General features: G+C 31.8%; 17 protein-coding genes and 1 pseudogene. 8 read left to right on the forward strand and 10 right to left on the reverse strand.

The features are described from left to right. Nucleotides 1-130: 130 nt before the first annotated feature. Together QE431_RS00870 and QE431_RS00875 are read right to left on the reverse strand one after the other, a co-directional pair. Nucleotides 131-2,339, reverse strand: a pseudogene (locus QE431_RS00870) (TonB-dependent receptor domain-containing protein). Between the two features lie 165 nt (nucleotides 2,340-2,504). Further along, nucleotides 2,505-2,858 (reverse strand): hypothetical protein, encoded by a 354-nt coding sequence (locus QE431_RS00875; RefSeq protein ID WP_307291700.1) that lies wholly within the window; start codon nucleotides 2,856-2,858, stop codon nucleotides 2,505-2,507. A gap of 223 nt (nucleotides 2,859-3,081) precedes the next feature. On the opposite strand from QE431_RS00875, the gene QE431_RS00880 reads away from it, so the two are divergent. Then, nucleotides 3,082-3,786, forward strand: coding sequence for a porin family protein (locus QE431_RS00880; protein WP_307291702.1), 705 nt, complete (start codon nucleotides 3,082-3,084; stop codon nucleotides 3,784-3,786). On the opposite strand, the gene QE431_RS00885 is transcribed toward QE431_RS00880, so the two are convergent. Continuing rightward, nucleotides 3,781-4,386: a hypothetical protein gene (locus QE431_RS00885; protein ID WP_057115999.1), complete on the reverse strand. Its 606-nt coding sequence runs from the start codon at nucleotides 4,384-4,386 to the stop codon at nucleotides 3,781-3,783. The genes QE431_RS00880 and QE431_RS00885 overlap by 6 nt on opposite strands. A gap of 132 nt (nucleotides 4,387-4,518) precedes the next feature. On the opposite strand from QE431_RS00885, the gene QE431_RS00890 reads away from it, so the two are divergent. The 4 genes from QE431_RS00890 (at nucleotide 4,519) to QE431_RS00905 (ending at nucleotide 9,146) form a co-directional block, all read left to right on the forward strand. Beyond that, nucleotides 4,519-6,987 carry a bifunctional UDP-N-acetylmuramoyl-tripeptide:D-alanyl-D-alanine ligase/alanine racemase gene (locus QE431_RS00890; RefSeq protein ID WP_307291705.1) on the forward strand — a complete coding sequence of 823 codons (2,469 nt, stop codon included), beginning with the start codon at nucleotides 4,519-4,521 and terminating at the stop codon, nucleotides 6,985-6,987. A gap of 68 nt (nucleotides 6,988-7,055) precedes the next feature. Then, nucleotides 7,056-7,439 (forward strand): large conductance mechanosensitive channel protein MscL, encoded by a 384-nt coding sequence (gene mscL / locus QE431_RS00895; protein WP_057115857.1) that lies wholly within the window; start codon nucleotides 7,056-7,058, stop codon nucleotides 7,437-7,439. 175 nt (nucleotides 7,440-7,614) lie between these two features. Further along, nucleotides 7,615-8,604: an aspartate-semialdehyde dehydrogenase gene (locus QE431_RS00900; protein ID WP_057115858.1), complete on the forward strand. Its 990-nt coding sequence runs from the start codon at nucleotides 7,615-7,617 to the stop codon at nucleotides 8,602-8,604. A 143-nt stretch (nucleotides 8,605-8,747) separates the two neighbouring features. Then, nucleotides 8,748-9,146 (forward strand): SMI1/KNR4 family protein, encoded by a 399-nt coding sequence (locus QE431_RS00905; protein WP_057115859.1) that lies wholly within the window; start codon nucleotides 8,748-8,750, stop codon nucleotides 9,144-9,146. A 99-nt stretch (nucleotides 9,147-9,245) separates the two neighbouring features. On the opposite strand, the gene QE431_RS00910 is transcribed toward QE431_RS00905, so the two are convergent. Further along, nucleotides 9,246-9,794: a hypothetical protein gene (locus QE431_RS00910; protein WP_057115860.1), complete on the reverse strand. Its 549-nt coding sequence runs from the start codon at nucleotides 9,792-9,794 to the stop codon at nucleotides 9,246-9,248. Between the two features lies 1 nt (nucleotide 9,795). Beyond that, nucleotides 9,796-10,350 carry a hypothetical protein gene (locus QE431_RS00915; protein ID WP_128414934.1) on the reverse strand — a complete coding sequence of 185 codons (555 nt, stop codon included), beginning with the start codon at nucleotides 10,348-10,350 and terminating at the stop codon, nucleotides 9,796-9,798. Between the two features lie 280 nt (nucleotides 10,351-10,630). On the opposite strand from QE431_RS00915, the gene QE431_RS00920 reads away from it, so the two are divergent. Both QE431_RS00920 and QE431_RS00925 read left to right on the forward strand, forming a co-directional pair. After that, nucleotides 10,631-11,179, forward strand: coding sequence for a YcxB family protein (locus QE431_RS00920; protein ID WP_134139051.1), 549 nt, complete (start codon nucleotides 10,631-10,633; stop codon nucleotides 11,177-11,179). Nucleotides 11,180-11,232: 53 nt separating this feature from the next. After that, complete coding sequence (locus QE431_RS00925; protein ID WP_307291713.1) at nucleotides 11,233-11,841, forward strand: DUF1877 family protein; 609 nt, start codon at nucleotides 11,233-11,235, stop codon at nucleotides 11,839-11,841. Nucleotides 11,842-11,880: 39 nt separating this feature from the next. Here QE431_RS00925 and QE431_RS00930 read toward each other — a convergent pair whose 3' ends face one another. The 4 genes from QE431_RS00930 to QE431_RS00945 form a co-directional block, all read right to left on the reverse strand. Next, the gene (locus tag QE431_RS00930) at nucleotides 11,881-12,198 is read right to left on the reverse strand and encodes a 2Fe-2S iron-sulfur cluster-binding protein (RefSeq protein ID WP_026982672.1); all 318 of its coding nucleotides are present in this window, start codon (nucleotides 12,196-12,198) and stop codon (nucleotides 11,881-11,883) included. Between the two features lie 59 nt (nucleotides 12,199-12,257). Continuing rightward, nucleotides 12,258-12,740 (reverse strand): hypothetical protein, encoded by a 483-nt coding sequence (locus tag QE431_RS00935; RefSeq protein ID WP_057115869.1) that lies wholly within the window; start codon nucleotides 12,738-12,740, stop codon nucleotides 12,258-12,260. A 212-nt stretch (nucleotides 12,741-12,952) separates the two neighbouring features. Then, nucleotides 12,953-13,192 (reverse strand): NifU family protein, encoded by a 240-nt coding sequence (locus QE431_RS00940; RefSeq protein WP_057116000.1) that lies wholly within the window; start codon nucleotides 13,190-13,192, stop codon nucleotides 12,953-12,955. Between the two features lie 117 nt (nucleotides 13,193-13,309). Continuing rightward, on the reverse strand, nucleotides 13,310-14,440 hold the full coding sequence (locus tag QE431_RS00945) for an Mrp/NBP35 family ATP-binding protein (protein WP_307291730.1): 1,131 nt from the start codon (nucleotides 14,438-14,440) through the stop codon (nucleotides 13,310-13,312). A 425-nt stretch (nucleotides 14,441-14,865) separates the two neighbouring features. Here QE431_RS00945 and QE431_RS00950 point away from each other — a divergent pair, with 425 nt between their 5' ends. Further along, the gene (locus tag QE431_RS00950) at nucleotides 14,866-16,461 is read left to right on the forward strand and encodes a L,D-transpeptidase family protein (RefSeq protein ID WP_307291732.1); all 1,596 of its coding nucleotides are present in this window, start codon (nucleotides 14,866-14,868) and stop codon (nucleotides 16,459-16,461) included. A 66-nt stretch (nucleotides 16,462-16,527) separates the two neighbouring features. Here QE431_RS00950 and QE431_RS00955 read toward each other — a convergent pair whose 3' ends face one another. Beyond that, nucleotides 16,528-18,954: an ABC transporter permease gene (locus QE431_RS00955; protein ID WP_307291734.1), complete on the reverse strand. Its 2,427-nt coding sequence runs from the start codon at nucleotides 18,952-18,954 to the stop codon at nucleotides 16,528-16,530. Nucleotides 18,955-19,030 lie beyond the last annotated feature (76 nt).

Genomic DNA, 19,030 nt, shown 5'->3' on the forward strand with positions numbered 1-19,030 from the left:
TATCTGTTGTAACAAAAATAGCACTTTTTGTTGTGAAAATTGAATGAAAAAATTAAACCATATAAGACATATAAATTCACTTAAACGCTTTGCTTAATTTTACTTATATGACTTATATGGTTTAAAAATGTTACAAATTAAAATTAACTCCCAGAACGATATTTCTTCCAATGTTCGGAATTCCGTCTGTTTTTAATCTAGAAAGGTGTGCAATATATTTTTTATCAAATAAATTGTTTCCGTTTAAGTTAATGTCAAATGCTGTTTTTCCTAGTTTTACAGTTCCTCCAAAACCTAAATTTACTAAAGTATAACCTTTAGAAGCAGTTTCAAATCCGCTTACATTATCTTGGCTGAAAGTAGACGAAACATTTAATGAAGCAAAACCTTCGCTTAACCAATCTTTGATATTAAATTCAGTTCTAAGCGTGTTGTTCCAATTGTTAGCAGGAATTAAAGGCAGATAATCATCATTGTCTTTTTTACCTGTTACAGTTTCAAAACTAGTTTCAAAATGTAACCAATCTAAAGGATGCGGATGAAAGTGTAAACCAACTTCGCCTCCAAACAATTTTGCATTATCTTGAACATAAGCAAAAACATCATTATCATCTAAAACGTCTCCAGTTGGAGAGGTATAAATATAATTGTTTACGTGATTGTAAAATCCGTTAACGAAGAATTCGAAATGTGTGTTTTTGTATTCTAAGTTCAAATCAGTCTGAACGTTTTGTTCTGTTTATCAAATTAGCATTTCCAATTTCATAACGATTTGTTCCTTCGTGAACACCGTTTGAAGTTAATTCGGCTAAGTTTGGTGCTCTAAAACCAGTTGCCAAATTTAAACGAAGCGTCAACGGTTCCGCCAGTTTTGTTTTATATCCCAAAGAAGCATTAAAACTGTCAAACGATCTATCTAAAGCTTGAAAATAGCCTTCTTCGCCTTCAGTTCCGTGAGCAATTGAAGTAATATTTCTGTTATCAAAACGCAATCCGGCTTGAATAACACTATTGTCCCATTCGTAATTCGCAGTTCCAAAAACGCCAAAATCATTTGTTGTAGCATCTGGAATTAAATATTCTTCACCAGAATTTTTATTGGTTTGATGCATTCCCTGAACTCCAAAAATAGTTTCGATTTTTCCGAATTTAGGTAAATGATATTTTGCATTATAGTTGAAAGTATTCAATTTCATATGAAGAGAAGCCTCGTTACTGTCTTCAAATTCGCTTCTATCATTTGCGATATAACCTAAGTCAACGTCTAATTTTGAGTTTTCAAAAAAGATAACATTATTCAAACTCAATAAATGATTAAAAATTCCTTGTCTCGGAAATTGAGTGTCTTTGCTTGAAGATTGTTCTGCAATTCCATCTTCTGGAATTCCGATATCTAGTTTGTTGTAATTGTATCTTAAAACACTTGAAAAGCTTGAATTGCTGTATCCAATTCCAGTTTTAAAATCAGTTTCATTGTAGCGTGAATTGGTTACGCGATCGCCATCGGCAATTTTATAATCAGAATGTGTGTTGTAACTTCCACGAGCTAAGAATTTCCAATTATCTGTCGAAGTTTTTAATCCGATAGAAGAATTACTTCCTTGCGTATTAGTGAAATACTTTTGACTGAAATTAGCTTTAAAATCTCCAGCATCAGCAAATTTTTCAGGGTTAAAATATAAAACACCTCCCAAAGCATCAGAACCATATAATAAGGAAGCTGGTCCTTTTATAACCTCGACACTTTCGATTCCGGCATCATTTAAACCTAAACCATGTTCGTCTCCAAACTGCTGATTTTCGATACGAACGCCTTGAGAATATACTAAAACACGATTACCGCTAAGTCCGCGAATTACGGGTTTTCCGATAGAAGTTCCAGTCGAAATCTGAGAAACTCCAGGAATTGTTGCTAAACCTTCAATTAAGGTTGAGGTACCTTTTTGCTGTAATGTTTTGATGCTTTCGTGCTCAATTTTCATTACGTTTTGCGATTGCAATTTATTAAAAGGCGTAGAAACAACCACTTCATCCATTTCTAAAACAGATTCTAAAAGAATAATATCAAGGGTGTTTTCCTTTACTAATTTCGCAATAGTTTGATTCTGATTAGCATATCCAACATAAGAAAAAGCAATGCGAAGACTCCCGTTTGGAAGATTTTTTAATTCGTATTTTCCGTTCACATCTGTTGTTGTTCCTTTATGTAATTCAGGTGCGTAAACTGAAACTCCTGGTAATGGCTGATTTTGAGCATCGGTTACAATACCTGAAACCGAATTTTGAGCAGTAAGAATGCTCGAGAACCCTAAAATAAGGGCAATTATAATTTTTTTCATTTGAAAATGATGCTATAGTTAAATTGATTTTTCCTTTTTGAATGAAAACCAAAAGAAGCAGCAAAGCATTCTGATCCTAATTAAAAATAAGTTAGGATTAGGAAACTCAACGCAGTTTCAATTTAAAATAAAAAGAAAATGTAATTTTTTTAGAAACCGAAAAATTTAAGAAACTACAGCAAAAGGAGGTCCGCGCAATAAATAGGCACTTGGGGAAACAGAAAAAATCTTTTCTGACAGCGGAAAGAAATAAGGAATATCGCTGTTGAAATAATAAAACTGAAAAGAGAAATCTTGCGGAACCACAAATGATTCAAACGCAAAATTACAAACAAAACAAACTTCATAATTATGATGCTGGTGCGTTATTTCGCCGCTGGGATCATTATAATTATGATGACACTGCTTTTCTAAAAGCTGTTTTGCAATATGCTCATAACTGTGTATCGACTGAAACAATATCGAGAACAATATTGTTACAGCAAAAGATAAACTTAATATGAGCTGTTTTTTCTTCATTTCCAGCAAAGGTATAAAAGATAAAAAGAAAATTCATTTATTTTTTGCTTATCCCTATTGATTTATTGCAAAAAACGCAGCAATTAATTTTAATCTCCAACAAAAAGAGAATATTTATATTTCTTATCGTTACTAGAAAAAGCAATATGTTATATTTGTATATGAAATAAATAGACGCAGAAGAGCGTTTATTTTTAAAACCTCTTTAAAACCAAACCACGATATGCGAATTATTTTTAGCTGCTTGTTTTTACTCACTTTTTTTAACTCTTTTGCACAGGAAGAAGTTAAACCTGAAGTAAAACCAGTAATCAAAATTGATTCTTTATATCGAGAAGATCAGTTTTTCTTTTCGGTTACCTATAACATGTTTACTGATATTCCTGATAAGTTTAAACAGAATAAATTTTCTTTGGGACTTTCTGGAGGTTTTCTGCGCGATATGCCGGTTAACAAATCAAGAACAGTATCAATTGCTGCCGGTTTAGGATTAAGCTATCAAAATTATTATCAAAATCTAACCATTTTTCAAGATGGATCAGGTGCAATTGCTTATGGGGTAAATGATTACGGAGAATTTGTTTCAAATCGTTATAAACAATATTCTGTAGATCTTCCGATAGAATTTAGATGGAGAAATTCAACTTATGAAAGCACTAAGTTCTGGCGTATTTATGGCGGGGTGAAATTGAGTTATGTTTTTTCGAGTGCATCAATTTTGGATGATGGAGAGAAAACCTATAAAATCAATAATAATCCCGATATCAACAAATTTCAATACGGACCTTATCTTGCCGCGGGATATAATACATGGAACATATATATTTACTACGGTTTAAATCCGTTGTTTAATTCTGCCACTACTGGGGCTGGCGAAAAAATCAATTTGAAAACTTTAAATGCTGGATTGATCTTTTATATTTTATAACCACAGGTATAAAAATAAAAGCTGGGGCATAATTCCAATAAATAATCCAATTAATATTTCTCTTGAAGTATGTGCATTCATCTCTAAACGGGATGAAGCCACAACTCCAGATAATAAAATAAGCAAAGCCGGCCAATATGGATTATGCATTTGCAGGTGAATGTTTAAGCCAATTACAAAAATGGCAAAACCACAAATAGCAACCATATGTAAACTTGCCTTTACTTTAAATAGTGTACTTACTAAAGCCAAAATTGTACTAAACAAGGCTCCCAGAAAAAAGAAATGAAGTTCAGGATAACGAATAATAACTATACTTCGTTTTACCAGTAAAATATACAAAAAGCACTGTAAAATTAACGGAATGGTGCGTTCTGAAGTCTGGCTCAGCATGATCGATTTTACATGTCCAGTGGATCGCAGCAATAAATAAAATAAAACAGGAACAACCACATTAATCACCAAAATCTGGATTAAAACAAAATATTTTTCCTGTGTGCTAAAAATGTCTCCTTTATAGAATAAATAAAACAATGTTGCATACAACGATATAAAAATGGGGTGTAATATATAGGAGAAAATAGGAAGTAACTTTTTCAAAACGCTCAAATTTGTGGTAATAAACAAATATACAGAAATATAAATAGCGAAGCTAAAACGCTTTATTTTTTAAGAAAATCACAACTCTTTTCTATCTTTAATATCTTAATTTTGAAAAAAAGATTTTCCTAAATGAGCCTAAATTTAAAAAGCCTAGTTTCAGTTCTTAATGCCAAATGGGTTGGCTCTGATGAGTCTATTTCTATAGATCATATTTCGATTGACAGCCGTTCACTCCAAAACGGACCTCAGACATTATTTTTTGCCTTGGCCGGCATAAACAATGATGCTCATTTATTTATTCCCGATTTAATAGAAAAAGGAGTGCAGAACTTTGTTGTGCAATATATTCCCGATAATTATTCTGGAAAAGCTAATTTTTTGGTTGTTGAAAATACGCTGGAAGCATTGCAGAAATTTGCTGCATATTATAGAAATCTTTTTCATTTTCCAGTTATTGGATTAACGGGAAGTAACGGAAAAACGATAGTAAAAGAATGGCTTAACTTTTTACTAAGCCCAGAATGCAATATTATCAGAAGTCCAAAAAGTTACAATTCGCAGGTTGGCGTGCCGCTTTCGGTAATTGCCATTAACGAAAAACACAATCTCGGAATTTTTGAAGCTGGAATTTCTACGGTTAACGAAATGGTTAATCTCGAAAAAATCATTAAACCTACAATTGGCGTGCTCACAAATATTGGAAGCGCACACGATGAAGGCTTTTTAAATTTAGTGCAGAAGATTGATGAGAAATTGCTTTTATTTAAAGACTGCCCAGTTATTATTTATCAAAAAAATGAAGTTGTAGATTCTTGTTTGACACAATTTGCAGCCGAATATATGCTTCATCCTCGAAAACTTTTTTCATGGAGTTTTACGGATAAAAGGGCTGATGTTTTTATTCTGAAAAAAGAAAGTAAAAACGATCACACCCAAATTCAATATCAATATCAAAATGAAATTTTTGATTTAGAAATTCCGTTCAGTGATTCGGCTTCTGTAGAAAACAGTATTTCTTGTTTATTGGTTTTATTGCATTTCAACTATGATCAGGCAGCGATTCAAAATCGAATCCAGATGCTTTATCCCGTTCGAATGCGCCTTGAAGTTAAGAATGGAATTAACAATTGCAGTATAATAGATGATAGTTACAGCTCCGATTTTCAATCGTTAAAAATCGCTTTAGATTTCTTGGAAAGCCAAAAAAAGAATGCTGCTAAAACAGTTATTTTGTCGGATATTTTTCAAAGCGGATTTTCCAATGAAGAACTATACTCAAAAGTTGCTGACTTAATTGCTTCTAATAAAATAAACCGTATAATTGGAATTGGAGAAACGATTAGCGCTTTCGCCTCTAAATTTTCAAACATTACTATTTTTCCAACTAAAAATGACTTTATCGAGGCCATTGAAAGTTTAAATTTTGCCAATGAAACCATTTTAATAAAAGGAGCAAGGTCGTTTCATTTTGAAGAAATTGTTTCAATGCTTGAAGAGAAAACACACGAAACAGTTCTTGAAATTAATCTCGATGCAATCAGTCATAACTTTAATTACTACAAATCGAAACTGGCACCAAATGTGAAAATGATGGTAATGGTTAAGGCTTTTGGTTATGGAAACGGAGGTTTGGAAATCGCTAAATTATTAGAACATCATAAAGTAGATTATTTAGGTGTGGCTTTCGCCGATGAAGGGATTTTGTTGAAAAACGGTGGTATCAAACTGCCTATTATGGTTTTAAATCCAGAATCGACAAGTTTTCCATCTATTATACAATATCAGTTAGAACCTGAAATTTACAGCATAAAAGGGCTGAATGCCTTTTTGAAAATTGCCCGCGAAAAGAATCTAAAAGATTTTCCGATTCATATTAAAATTGATACTGGAATGCATCGTTTAGGTTTTGAAGACAATACGATCGACGAATTGATCGCTACTTTAAAAGGAAATTCAACAGTTCGTGTTCAAAGTGTTCTATCGCATTTGGCAACAAGCGATGAACCAAAACATTATGCATTTGTAAACCAACAAATCAACTTATTTGATAGACTGTCGTCAAAATTAATAAGCGAATTAAATATCAATCCGATTCGTCATATTTTAAACACTTCTGGAATTAGTAATTTCCCGAATGCGCAATACAATATGGTACGTTTAGGAATTGGTTTGTATGGAGTTTCCAACGATCCATTAGAACAAAAATATTTGGAAAATGTTGGAACCTTAAAATCGATTATTTCACAGGTTCGAACTATTCCCGCTGGAGACAGCGTGGGGTACGGACGCCGTTTTATGGCCGAAAAAGAAACTAAAATTGCTACAATTCCAATTGGTTATGCGGACGGAATTGCCAGATTGTGGGGAAATGAAGTTGGTTTTGTTGTCATAAAAAATCAAAAAGCACCAATTGTTGGAAGTATCTGTATGGATATGCTGATGGTAAACGTAACCGAAATAGATTGCAAAGAAGGCGATTCTGTAATTATTTTCGGCGAAAGCCCAACCGTTATTGAAATGGCAGCAGCTTTAAAAACAATTCCGTACGAGATTATGACGAGTATTTCGCAGCGCGTAAAACGGGTATTTTTCCGATAATCTTAAAAACTTTCAATAAAATTCCGTATTTTCGATATTTACTTATTATAAACACAAACACGTTAGATATGGGATTTTTTTCAGAATTTAAGGCATTTGCAATGAAAGGCAACGTAGTTGATCTTGCTGTTGCAGTAATTATTGGAGCGGCTTTTGGTAAAATTGTAAGTTCATTTATCGAAGATGTAATTACTCCTTTGGTATTAAAACCTGCTTTAGATGCAGCTCATTTGTCAAAAATAGAAGATTTAACAGCTTTTGGTGGCGTTAAGTATGGTTTGTTTCTTTCGGCAGTAATTAACTTTATTATTGTGGCTTTTGTTTTATTTCTGATAATTAAAGGATTAAACAGTCTTAAAAAGAAAGAAGAACCAGCTCCAAATCAACCTGCAGCACCAACTCAGGAAGAATTACTTACTCAAATTAGAGATTTGTTGAAAAACAAACAATAAGATATAATACCGCTACACTAAGTCTAACTTAACCGCCTTCTAAAGAGGCGGTTTTTTTACAAAATGTTTATTTTGTAACATTTTGTTATTTTTTGTGAATCACCTTGTTTAGACTTTTATTATACTTATTTTTGTCCTATAAAATTTGATTATTGAATTATTTAAAAATATAAAAATGAGAATTGCAGTTGTAGGTGCTACCGGAATGGTTGGCGAAGTAATGCTTAAAGTTTTAGCGGAAAGAAATTTTCCAGTTACAGAATTAATTCCTGTTGCTTCTGAAAGATCAGTAGGAAAAGAAATTGAATACAAAGGAACAAAATATAAAGTAGTAGGCTTACAAACAGCTGTCGATATGAAAGCGGATATTGCTGTTTTTTCTGCAGGTGGAGATACTTCATTAGAATGGGCTCCTAAATTTGCTGCAGCAGGAACAACTGTTATCGACAACTCATCTGCTTGGAGAATGGATCCTACTAAAAAATTGGTAGTTCCAGAAATCAATGCTTCTGTATTGACAAAAGAAGATAAAATTATTGCAAACCCAAACTGCTCTACTATTCAAATGGTATTGGCTTTGGCTCCATTGCACAAAAAATACAACATTAAAAGAATCATTGTTTCTACTTACCAATCGATCACTGGAACTGGTGTAAAAGCGGTAAAACAATTAGAAAATGAGTACGCAGGAATTCAAGGTGATATGGCTTACAAATATCCAATTCACAGAAACGCGATTCCACACTGCGATAGTTTTGAAGAAAACGGATACACTAAAGAAGAAATGAAATTAGTTCGTGAAACTCAAAAAATTCTTGGTGATAACACGATTAGAGTTACAGCTACTGCAGTTCGTGTGCCAGTTGTAGGTGGACATAGCGAAGCGGTAAACGTTGAGTTTACAAATGATTTTGATGTAAATGAAGTTCGCGAAATCCTTCATCATACTGATGGAGTAGTGGTTCAGGATAATTTAGATACCTTTACTTACCCAATGCCATTATACGCAGAAGGTAAAAATGATGTTTTTGTTGGAAGAATTCGTCGTGACGAAAGCCAGCCAAATACATTAAACATGTGGATCGTTGCTGACAACTTAAGAAAAGGCGCTGCAACAAACACGATTCAAATCGCTGAATATTTAATTCAAGCAGGTTTGGTATAATCTGAGAGATTAAAGAAAATTGTTATAAAGAAAAAGCCGTAATTGCAAGATTGTAATTACGGCTTTTTTGAATTCTATAGGATTGTTTTTTTGTTATCTAGTGTTTAAAAATTACTTTTGTAAATAGAGTTAAATTAAGTTTTATGGCATTTCCAGTCGATCTAAAATATATAATTGAAACGGAAGAAGAATTAGGAGTAAGCTTTCCTACTTTATTCAAAGAAAAAATGACAGCAGAAAATGGAGGTGAAGCTATAACCGAAAACGATAATTGGAATCTTTACCCGTTTTTTGATAAGAGCGATAAGAAGAGAATAAGCAGAACTTGCAATCATATTGTTTTAGAAACCAAACAAGCTAGAGAATGGGATAATTTTCCGTTAAATGCAATTGCTATTGCAGGAAACGGCTGTGGTGATTACTTAATTCTTATTTCTTTAGATAACAATAAAAAATTAAGTGAACATATTTATCTGTGGCATCATGAAACTGGAGATTATGAACAAGTTGCAGAAGATATAAAAGGATTAATTGAATCGTAGTCAGCTATTTAAATTTGTTTAATAAAAAATATTATAAAGAAAAAGCCGTAATTACATTCTTGTAATTACGGCTTTTCTGATTTTAATTAAAGTTGAAAATTATTTCTTTCTCATTAATTCTTCACCACAAGCTTTACCAATTTTTTGAACCAAATCACCATTTTTTGAATCTTGTAAATCTGCAGGGCCTATATTTTGTTCTTTCAATTTAGAAATGGCACAATCTGCAATAAAAGAAGCTTTTTCGCTGCTTAGACCAGTACGAACAAAACCATCTTTTAAAATTGTTTTGTATTTTTCTTCAGTATTTGAATCCCAGCTATTTTTTACTTCAGATTTGGATAGCGTTTTGCGTTTTACGAATGATTCTTGTGCACATTCTTTTCCCATATTCATAACAATTAGAGAAGTTTCTGGTGTTTGCGCGTCATTCGGTTTTAAATTTTTACTCTTCATTTTCTCAAGAACACAATCAGAAACGTAAATTATCTGATCTTCAGAGAATATACCTTTTCCTGCGCTCTGTAAACTGTCTTTGAATGCCTTTTTGAATTCGGTTTCTTTTTCTGGTGTCCATTCATTTTTGTTGCAAGAGAATAATGTCAAAGCAATCAGGGCAATACCAATGTAATTTAGAAATTTGTTCATTTTAGTTGTTCATTTTAGTTGTTTTTTGTAATTGTTCCGAGCAGTACGTTCCGGTTTTTAGAATGACATCCTTATAATTAGGATCATTTAAATCTGCCAGACTTACATTTTGCATCATTAAATAATAAGCGGTACAATCAGCAATGACTGATGCTTGTTCGCTTTTTAAACCGTTTTCAAGAAAAATATTTTTTAAAGTAGCCTTATATAATTTGTTGATTTCTGGATTCCAAACTTTGGCTACATCAGCGTTAGTCAATGTATTTATAAACGAGTTTTTAGCACACTCAGCTTCCATCTTTTTTATCATTTCTACATTTTCAGGTTTCCTAGTATCATCTTGGTTTAAATTTTTGCTCTTAATTTGCTCAAAAATGCAATCAGCGATATAATTGATCTGCTTATCTGAAAGGATACTTTTTTCTTTGGTTTGTATATTCTGTTTTATATCCTTTTTGAAGATGGCTTCTTTCTCTGGTGTCCATTCGTTTTTGTTGCAAGAGAATAAAGTAACTGTCAATAATGTAATGCCGATAAAGCTTAAAATTCCTTTCATTTTGGTCATTGTTGTTAATTATAAATAATTTAAAAAGAGCTTAAGAAGATTTTTGTTGCTCTAATTTTTCGCAAAAGTAATTTTTAAGAAAGGACTGTTTGGTCTTTAAAAGACATAATAGTGTTATAAAAAGACAAATATATTTCGAAATAAAACCTTATAATATTATAATTATGTCTTTAGGGGTCACTGCAAAGGTGTTTATAGTATTTGTTTTGCAGAAAGTATAAGTTTTGAAACTAAAACTATCAAATTACGGATGTAGCATTATTATAAAAATATGGAAATAAATTTTACCCTAACAGAAAACGACTTTTTACAACAACAACTCTATCTAGCATCAAAAAGTAAACTAATTAAAAAACAAAAAAAATTAGCTAGAGTATTTGTGACACTAATACTGTTGCTAATAGGATTTTTGTTTTATTTGAATAAATGTTTAGTTGAGGCTTGTTACTTTACGAGTGCTGGAATTGTTTGTTTTTTTATTTTTCCAATATATTTAAAACATTATTATCAAAGACTTTTTAAAAAATATGTAAATGAAAATCTTAAAGAGAGAGTTGGTATTGTGTCAAGTATAATTTTTAAAGAAGATTTATTTGAAACTACTAGTGAGAATATTGGAAAAGCAGAATTGAATTTTTCTTCATTTGAGAATATAATTGAAATTGCAGATTATTTTTTTATTACTTTTAAAGCATCTGGAAACTTGATGATTCCTAAAGATAAAATTGAGAATGTTGAAAATCTAAGAAATAAATTAAAAACAATTACTGAAAAACAACAAATCGATTTCCTTTCAGAACTAGATTGGAAGTGGAAATAAAACCTTGATTTTATCAAACAGAAAATTTAAATTCATTTTTTTAACTCATAATGATGGGATTAGATTTACATCTTTTTTCAATTCCAGGAAAAGCTGATTTTGTTATTGAGAAAGCAAAATCAAACTTGTTTTATGCTATAGATTTTGATAAAATTTTAGATGTTAAAACTTTAAGGCTTCATTTAAAAATGATCCAGAGAAATTTAGATGTAAATACTGAAAATAGATTAGAAGAGTTAATAGAGGACTCGATTAAGGTTGTCCATTTTTATCCAAATCAAAATATTGAAAATTATAACTTTTATAGTCGGACACGAGGCTACGATACCATTAATTATCTCTTAAAACATTATTTAAAGGATAAAAACAAAATTAAGGTCTCAGAGATTTTCTATTCAGGAATTATGATTGAAAATGATTCGCAATTTTTAAGATTTGAGTATATAAATCAGGAAAAAGTGAACGAAATTTATAATCTTCTAAAATGTGTTGAATTTGATGAGCTTATTAAATATTATAATCTAGAAGAAATGCAGAATATAGTTTATAAACTAATACATCCTGATAAATTTGTTTATTTGAAAGAAGAATTCAACGAACTTAAAAGATTTTACGAAGAAGCAGAAAAGCTTAATGCTTTTGTTGTTGTAAAAATTTCATAAAAAAAGCGAAAACTTTTAAATTCTCGCTTTTTCTTATTTTTAATATTCCGGAGCCAGTTCTAATTCCAGCCCTTCTAATTCTGTAGTAATTGGAATCTGACAGCCTAAACGACTATTAGATTTAACATAAAATGCTTCCGAAAGCATGGCTTCTTCTTCATCTCCCATTTCTGGTAATGCAACATCATTAAGAACATAACACTGGCAGGAAGCGCACATGGCCATTCCGCCACAGGTTCCTTCAACAGGAAGTTCGTATGCTTTGCATAACTCCATTATATTCATTGCCATATCAGTTGGAGCCTGTAATTCGTGTATAACTCCCTCTCGATCCTTAATCTTTATTAATACATCCATTTTTAATTATTGGAATTTTATTGTAGAATTTGAAAACGTGTTCAAATTCCTTATTAATTTTAACTTTTTTCTTTTAAGCTAAAAGCATATTCTTTTCGATTACTGTCTTTAAGGCGCATTTTTACACCAATAATATTGCCTCCTTTTTCTAATATCGTGACAACTGAAATAACAGAATAATAATCTTTATCTGATTGAAATATTAATGTTCCCTCGTAAGTAGAATTTAATATTCCTTGTTTGTCTGTCTGTGCACTAAGTTTTCTTGGGTGTGCGAATTCGGCAGAGCTGTAAGTTGCTTTATTTGAAAATTTAGCTTTTCCTTCGCAAAGGTCATATAAAAAATCATAATTGCCAATTCTCAAGGTACCTTCTTCATTTGTTCCTTTGGTCGAAAAAATAATCTGTCCCGAATATTGAAAGTCAGACCATTCTTCAGATTCATTTACCCATGCTTTGTCGGCAAAAAGCGTTTGACTCTGTTGAGCATAATTTACAGCGCTTGTAAACAATAATATAAAAAGAGCGTAGTATTTTCTCATAAGTTTAGATTTTAGGGTTATGTTTACAAATTTAAATTAAAATGTAACAAATCTCTAACTAAAACTCTTAAAACTTTGAGTTGTTTTTTGTGAATGTCGCAAAAACCATTGCTTTTTGAAGGTATTTTTAGTATTTTTTTAAACAAATCATAATAAGGCTTATTATTCTTGTTAATTATAAAACTTTACTTTCAAAAAAAATGAATTTTTTATTACATAATATTTACCACCGTTTCTATTTGTGGTGCATATTTTTTTATCGTTGTTTCAACACCTGCTTTCAACGTCATTTGATTTACGCTGCAGCTAATACAAGCTCCTTCCAGGCGAACTTTTACATGTTTATCGTCTTCAATAGAAATTAATGAAATGTCTCCTCCATCAGATTTCAAGAATGGCCTAATCTCATCTAAAGCCAATAAAACATTATTTGTTAATTCTTCTGTTGTCATAATATTTAATGTGTCAATTAAATAATGTGCCAATGAGATAATGTGTTAATTAGATAATTTTAAAATTATCCTAAATTACTTTAAATCATTATCTCATTGCCTCATTGTCTAAATTATCTAATTCTTTTTTACTGCTGAGCAGCCAGCCATAGTTGTAATCTTGATAGCTTCTGTTGCTGGTAAACTTTCGTTTCTGTTTACTGTTTGCTGTACAACGTTACGTGTAATTTCTTCAAATACTTTTTCTATAGGAGAAGCTGTCTGCAATGCTGCTGGGCGACCGTAATCTCCCGCTTCACGAATAGATTGTACAATAGGAACTTCTCCTAAAAATGGCACATCTAAATCTGCAGCAAGGTTTTTAGCACCTTCTTGTCCAAAGATGTAATATTTATTGTCAGGTAATTCTTCTGGTGTAAAGTACGCCATATTTTCAATAATTCCCAAAACAGGAACATTAATATTATCCTGCATAAACATTGCAACTCCTTTTTTAGCATCTGCTAAAGCTACAGCTTGTGGAGTACTTACTACAACAGCTCCAGTAATTGGTAAAGACTGCATGATAGATAAGTGAATGTCTCCAGTTCCTGGAGGTAAATCAAGAAGCATAAAATCTAATTCTCCCCAGTCTGCATCAAAAATCATTTGATTTAATGCTTTTGCTGCCATTGGACCTCTCCAAATTACAGCCTGACTTGGAGCCGTAAAAAATCCGATTGAAAGCATTTTGATTTCATAACTTTCAATAGGTTTCATTTTTGATTTTCCGTCAACGGTAATAGAAACTGGTTTTTCGTTTTCAACGTCGAACATAATCGGCATCGAAGGACCGTAAATGTCGGCATCGAGAACACCAACCTTAAATCCCATTTTTGCAAGTGTAACAGCAAGATTTGCAGTTACAGTAGATTTTCCTACTCCTCCTTTACCAGAAGCAACTGCAATGATATTTTTGATTCCAGGAATAGCACGGCCTTTGATTTCAGGCTTCTCTGGAGATTCTACTTTAATATTTACTTTTACTTTAGCATCAGGCGATATTAACTCGTGAATTGTCTTTTTAATATCATCTTCAGCTCTTTTTTTAATGTGCATCGCGGGAGTGTGCAGCACTAAGTCTACCACAGCTTCATCACCAAGAGTAATAACATTGGTTACAGCGCCGCTTTCAACCATATTTTTTCCTTCTCCAGCAATAGTAATTGTTTCTAAAGCCTTAAGAATTTCTTTTCTATCTAATTTCATTGTAATGGGCTATTTTTCTATTGTTTGAAGTCGGTTTAAATATTATGTTTATTTAAACTGATTTCAGGGTGCAAAGATAACAGATTAAGTTCGGAATTAAGCGATTTTGAATTGTAATTATTGATAGAGAGATTATTCAAAATTATTCAATAGCCTCTAAAAGCTTTTTTTGTATTGAATAAATAAGAGTAAAAGATCAAATATCAAAATTATTACAGCTTTCAAATTAAGCCGAAATTGTAATTTTTGTATAAATATTCTGCTTTTTCAAATTAGAATCTCATAAATCTTCGCTATATTTGATTGCCCAAATCGATAATTTCCAGTTAATAAAAAAGTATGTGAAAACTAGTTTTTTAAGTAGTGTCTATTGGGTTTTCGATATTTTTTGCAAAAGTTATTCTATCATTCTAAACTTTAAAAATATGCGAAATTTTACTTTTTCAACAATCGTTCTTGCGATTAGCTTTTTTGCATTTTCATTTAAGCCATTTTCAGACCAAAAAAGCAAAGAAGCTGCAGTAAATTATAAATATGCTTCGATCATAACTATAGATGCGGCATCTATAAATGCTTTTTTTAAAAAATATCCTAAGCTCAAAAAGTATCAAAAAGATGTAGAGGATATCTACAAAAACAAACAATACAAATCTATTTGGTATGATGATAAAAGCATAACCGAATTTGGGGCATTACTGTATCAAAAAGTAAATGTGCTTAAAGACCAGGGCATAGATAATGAAATGCCTTATAAAGAAGTAATCGATCAAGCATTTAATGAAAGTGATAATATCACCCCTCCGCAAATAGATACAGAATTACTCCTCACAAGTATGTATATTTTTTATGCCAGTAATGTTTACTCTGGTGTAGATCCTGCGACTTTAAAGAAAATTGGCTGGTACTTACCGGCTAAAACTATTTCGTATTCCAGAATTCTAGATTCGCTGATTGTCGATACAAATCGATTAAATGAAGACGATTATTTATTGTTTAGCCAATATTATAAGCTGAAAGATGCCTTAAAAAAATACAGAAAAATAGAAACTGATAATCTTTGGCAGAAGATAACAATTGATAGTGTAAACTTTAAGGAATTGAGACCAGATGATAAGGGTATTGCTATTCAGCAAATTAGAAATCGCTTATTTGTTGTGGGAGATTTAAAGCAGGATTCTAAAAGTGATGTTTATGATGAAGAGCTGATGGCCGGCATACTGAACTATAAAAAGCGGTACAATTTAAAATTAAACTACGTTATAACGAGAGATCATATCAACCAAATGAATGAACCGATCAGCAAAAGAATTAAAACTATAATGCTGAATATGGAAAGATGCAGATGGATTCCGACTAAATTGGCCAGAGCGAATGAATATGTAATGGTTAATATTCCGTCATTTAGAATGTTTTATGTAAAAGATGGAAAATACGAACTCGTCTCTGATATTTTCGTTGGTAACAGATTGAGCGAAACTGTAATTTTTAGCGGTACTATGGACCGAATCGTATTTAGTCCCTACTGGTATGTTCCAAACAGCATTATTCAAAACGAATTAAAACTCCAGATGGCGAATGATAAAAATTATTTGGCAGATCATAATATGGAATGGAATGGCGGGAAAGTGAGACAAAAACCTGGACCTAAAAACTCTTTAGGACTGGTAAAATTTATGTTTCCCAATCCGAATGATATTTACATGCATGATACACCTGCAAAAAGTTTGTTCGAATTTGAAAATCGTACGTTTAGTCACGGCTGTATTAATGTAAAAGAAGCAAAAGCATTAGCATTGGCAATTTTAAAAGATGATCCAGACTGGCCGGTAGATAAAATTGATAAAGCAATGAGCGGTGAAAAAGAAACAACCTGCATGCTTAAAAATAAAATTCCAGTTTATATTGGATATTTTACAGCTTGGGTTCAGGATGATGGCGAAATAAATTTTTTCCCAGATGTGTACAGCAGAGATGAAAATTTAGACAAACTGCTTTACTCTGATTCGGTAAGTATGAAGTAATTGAAATAAAAACCCGGCAGATTTCTTGGGAATCTGCCGGGTTCTAAAAAAAATGGGTCTACAAGCTTATTCGTATTTTAAATATTTTAAAACATCTATTTTAGTTACTTGGAAAGCTTTTGTTAAAACAATTAATAAAGTTAAAAACAAAAGAGAAATCAGTGCAATGCCAAAAGGAACAGTTGATATTCCGATTCTAAAAGCAAAATCTTCAAGCCATTTTTGCAATAAAACATAGGCAGGAACAATTCCGATTCCAAATCCTATTAGACAAAAAACAATATATTGTTTTGACAATTCTTTTAAAAGAGCATCTGTTTCTGCTCCTAAAGTTTTTCTAATAGCGATTTCTTTCAATCTTCTCTCCATCGAAAATGATGCCAAAGCAAACAATCCGAAGATCGCAATGATGATTACTACTAAATTTAAGATAAAAAAGAGGTTTTTTTGTTTTACTTGTTCTTCATAAGTTTTCGCGAATCCTTTATTAACGAATTCATAATCAAACGGATAGTCAGGGTTAATATTAGCTTCCCAATATGTTTTTAATTTTGATAATGTTTCACTCAAATTATTTGGAGAAACTTTTACATAAACATTTTGAAAATTATTCCATTTTAGAGTTTTCATGTTGATAAAAACCATTGGCGGCACCTTATTTTGTAAACCTGTAATATGGAAATCTTTTACAACACCTACAATCTTAAATTTTAAAGTTCCTTTTTCGGTGCCCCATCCCGAAGTGATAACGCTATTTATAGGGTTTTTAAGCATTAATTCTTTTGCTAAGGTTTCATTTATTAGCCAGTTGTCTATAGTATCTGAAGCAAATTTTGGCGATAAATTACGGCCTTCTACAATTTTAATTTTCATCATTTCCAAAAAGCCAAAATCCATTTCGACATTTCTTGGCTGTACAAAAATGCCATTATGAGTAAAACCAGAACTAGAATTCGTACTGTTTCCAAAAGTTCCTGCAAAAGTAGAGACTTCTTGAACGCCAGGCATTTTAAGAATTTCTTGTTTTGTGGTTTCGTATTTTTGACCTTTTTTGCTGTAATCCTGATAATTAAACGGAATACGAATTACTTGATTACCGCTAAAACCAAGATCTTTATTCATCATGTAATCAACCTGAGAATTTACAATTAAAGCACCGATAATGAAAAATGCTGCAATTCCGAATTGAAAAATAAGCATCGAATTTCGAATCCAGATGCCGCTTTTACTTCTAGAAAAATTACCTTTTAAAACTTTTAGGGTTTCGAAATTTGAGATATAAATGGCAGGGAAAATACCCGCAAGAATGATTACTAATCCAAATATTAAAATGAGCTGCAGGTAAAATTCACTGCCATTCATAGTCAAAGTTTTTCTTAAAAAAGTATTGTAATACGGTAGAGAAAGTTCTACGATTGCCAGCGCAAACAAAATCGCCAGTGTTACAATTATTGCTGTTTCGAATATAAACTGTGCAACAATCTGGTTTTTTGAAGCTCCCACAATTTTGCGGACACCAACTTCTTTAGCACGTTTTATAGCAGATGCAGTCGCTAGATTAATGTAATTTACCAATGATAAAACTAAAATTAAAAGAGATAAACCTGCCATAATATACAAAAGCTGCAAATTTCCTTTCCCTTCTGGAGATGCTGAACCTGAAGATTTTGTGCCATGCAAGTAGCGTGTTTTCAGCTGGTCAAGTATAACTTTGACTTCGCCATTCTCTTTTATGTACTGCTCAACAGTTTGGCCGCTTGCTTTAGCATCTTTTAAAGTTCTGTTTACAAAATTTACGTTTTGCATTTTCTTTAAAACCGTTGCAACGTCAACACCTTTTTTGGTTTTAATCATCAAACCATAACTAAAATTCCCCCATTGATTAAGATCGTTTTCACGCAAAATCCCTCCAAAAACATAATTAGGTTCAACAGATGAAGGTTTTACAATGCGATAAACAGATTTTACAGTATAAGACTTATCGTCATAAGTAATAGATTTTCCTATCGGATCTTCATCTCCAAAAAGCAGTTTCGCCTGTTCTTCCGAAATAGCCGCGCTGTTTTTTTCTTTCAGAATGTCTTTTTTGGCACCTTTGATTATTGGGAAAGGATAAAAATCAAAAAAGTTATTATCGGTTACGGTTATCTTTTTATCAATTACTTTCTTATTCTGATATTTGATTACAGCTTCGCTGTACCAATCGTTTAAGAAACAAATTTGCTCAATCTCAGGAATTGTAGTTTTGCAAGTTTGTCCAAAAGGAATTGAACTTGTGGTCCAAGTGTCTCCAGTTGCGCCTATTTTATTAAGTACCTGATAGACATTTTCTTTTTCAGGATTCCATTGATCGTATGCGTGTTCATTGTTCCAATATAAAATGGCGAAAATGACACCAGAAATTCCGATACTTAATCCTAAAACATTTAAGAACGAAAACAATTTGCTTTGTCTTAAATGATAAACAAATATTTTAAACCAGTTGAAAATCATTTTGATGTATATTTTTATAGTTGATATGGCAGTTTATAAAACTGTTTGGTTCTAAAGAAGAGTAAATATTTTGCAG

Source organism: Flavobacterium sp. SORGH_AS_0622, assembly GCF_030818825.1.
Lineage (GTDB): Bacteria > Bacteroidota > Bacteroidia > Flavobacteriales > Flavobacteriaceae > Flavobacterium.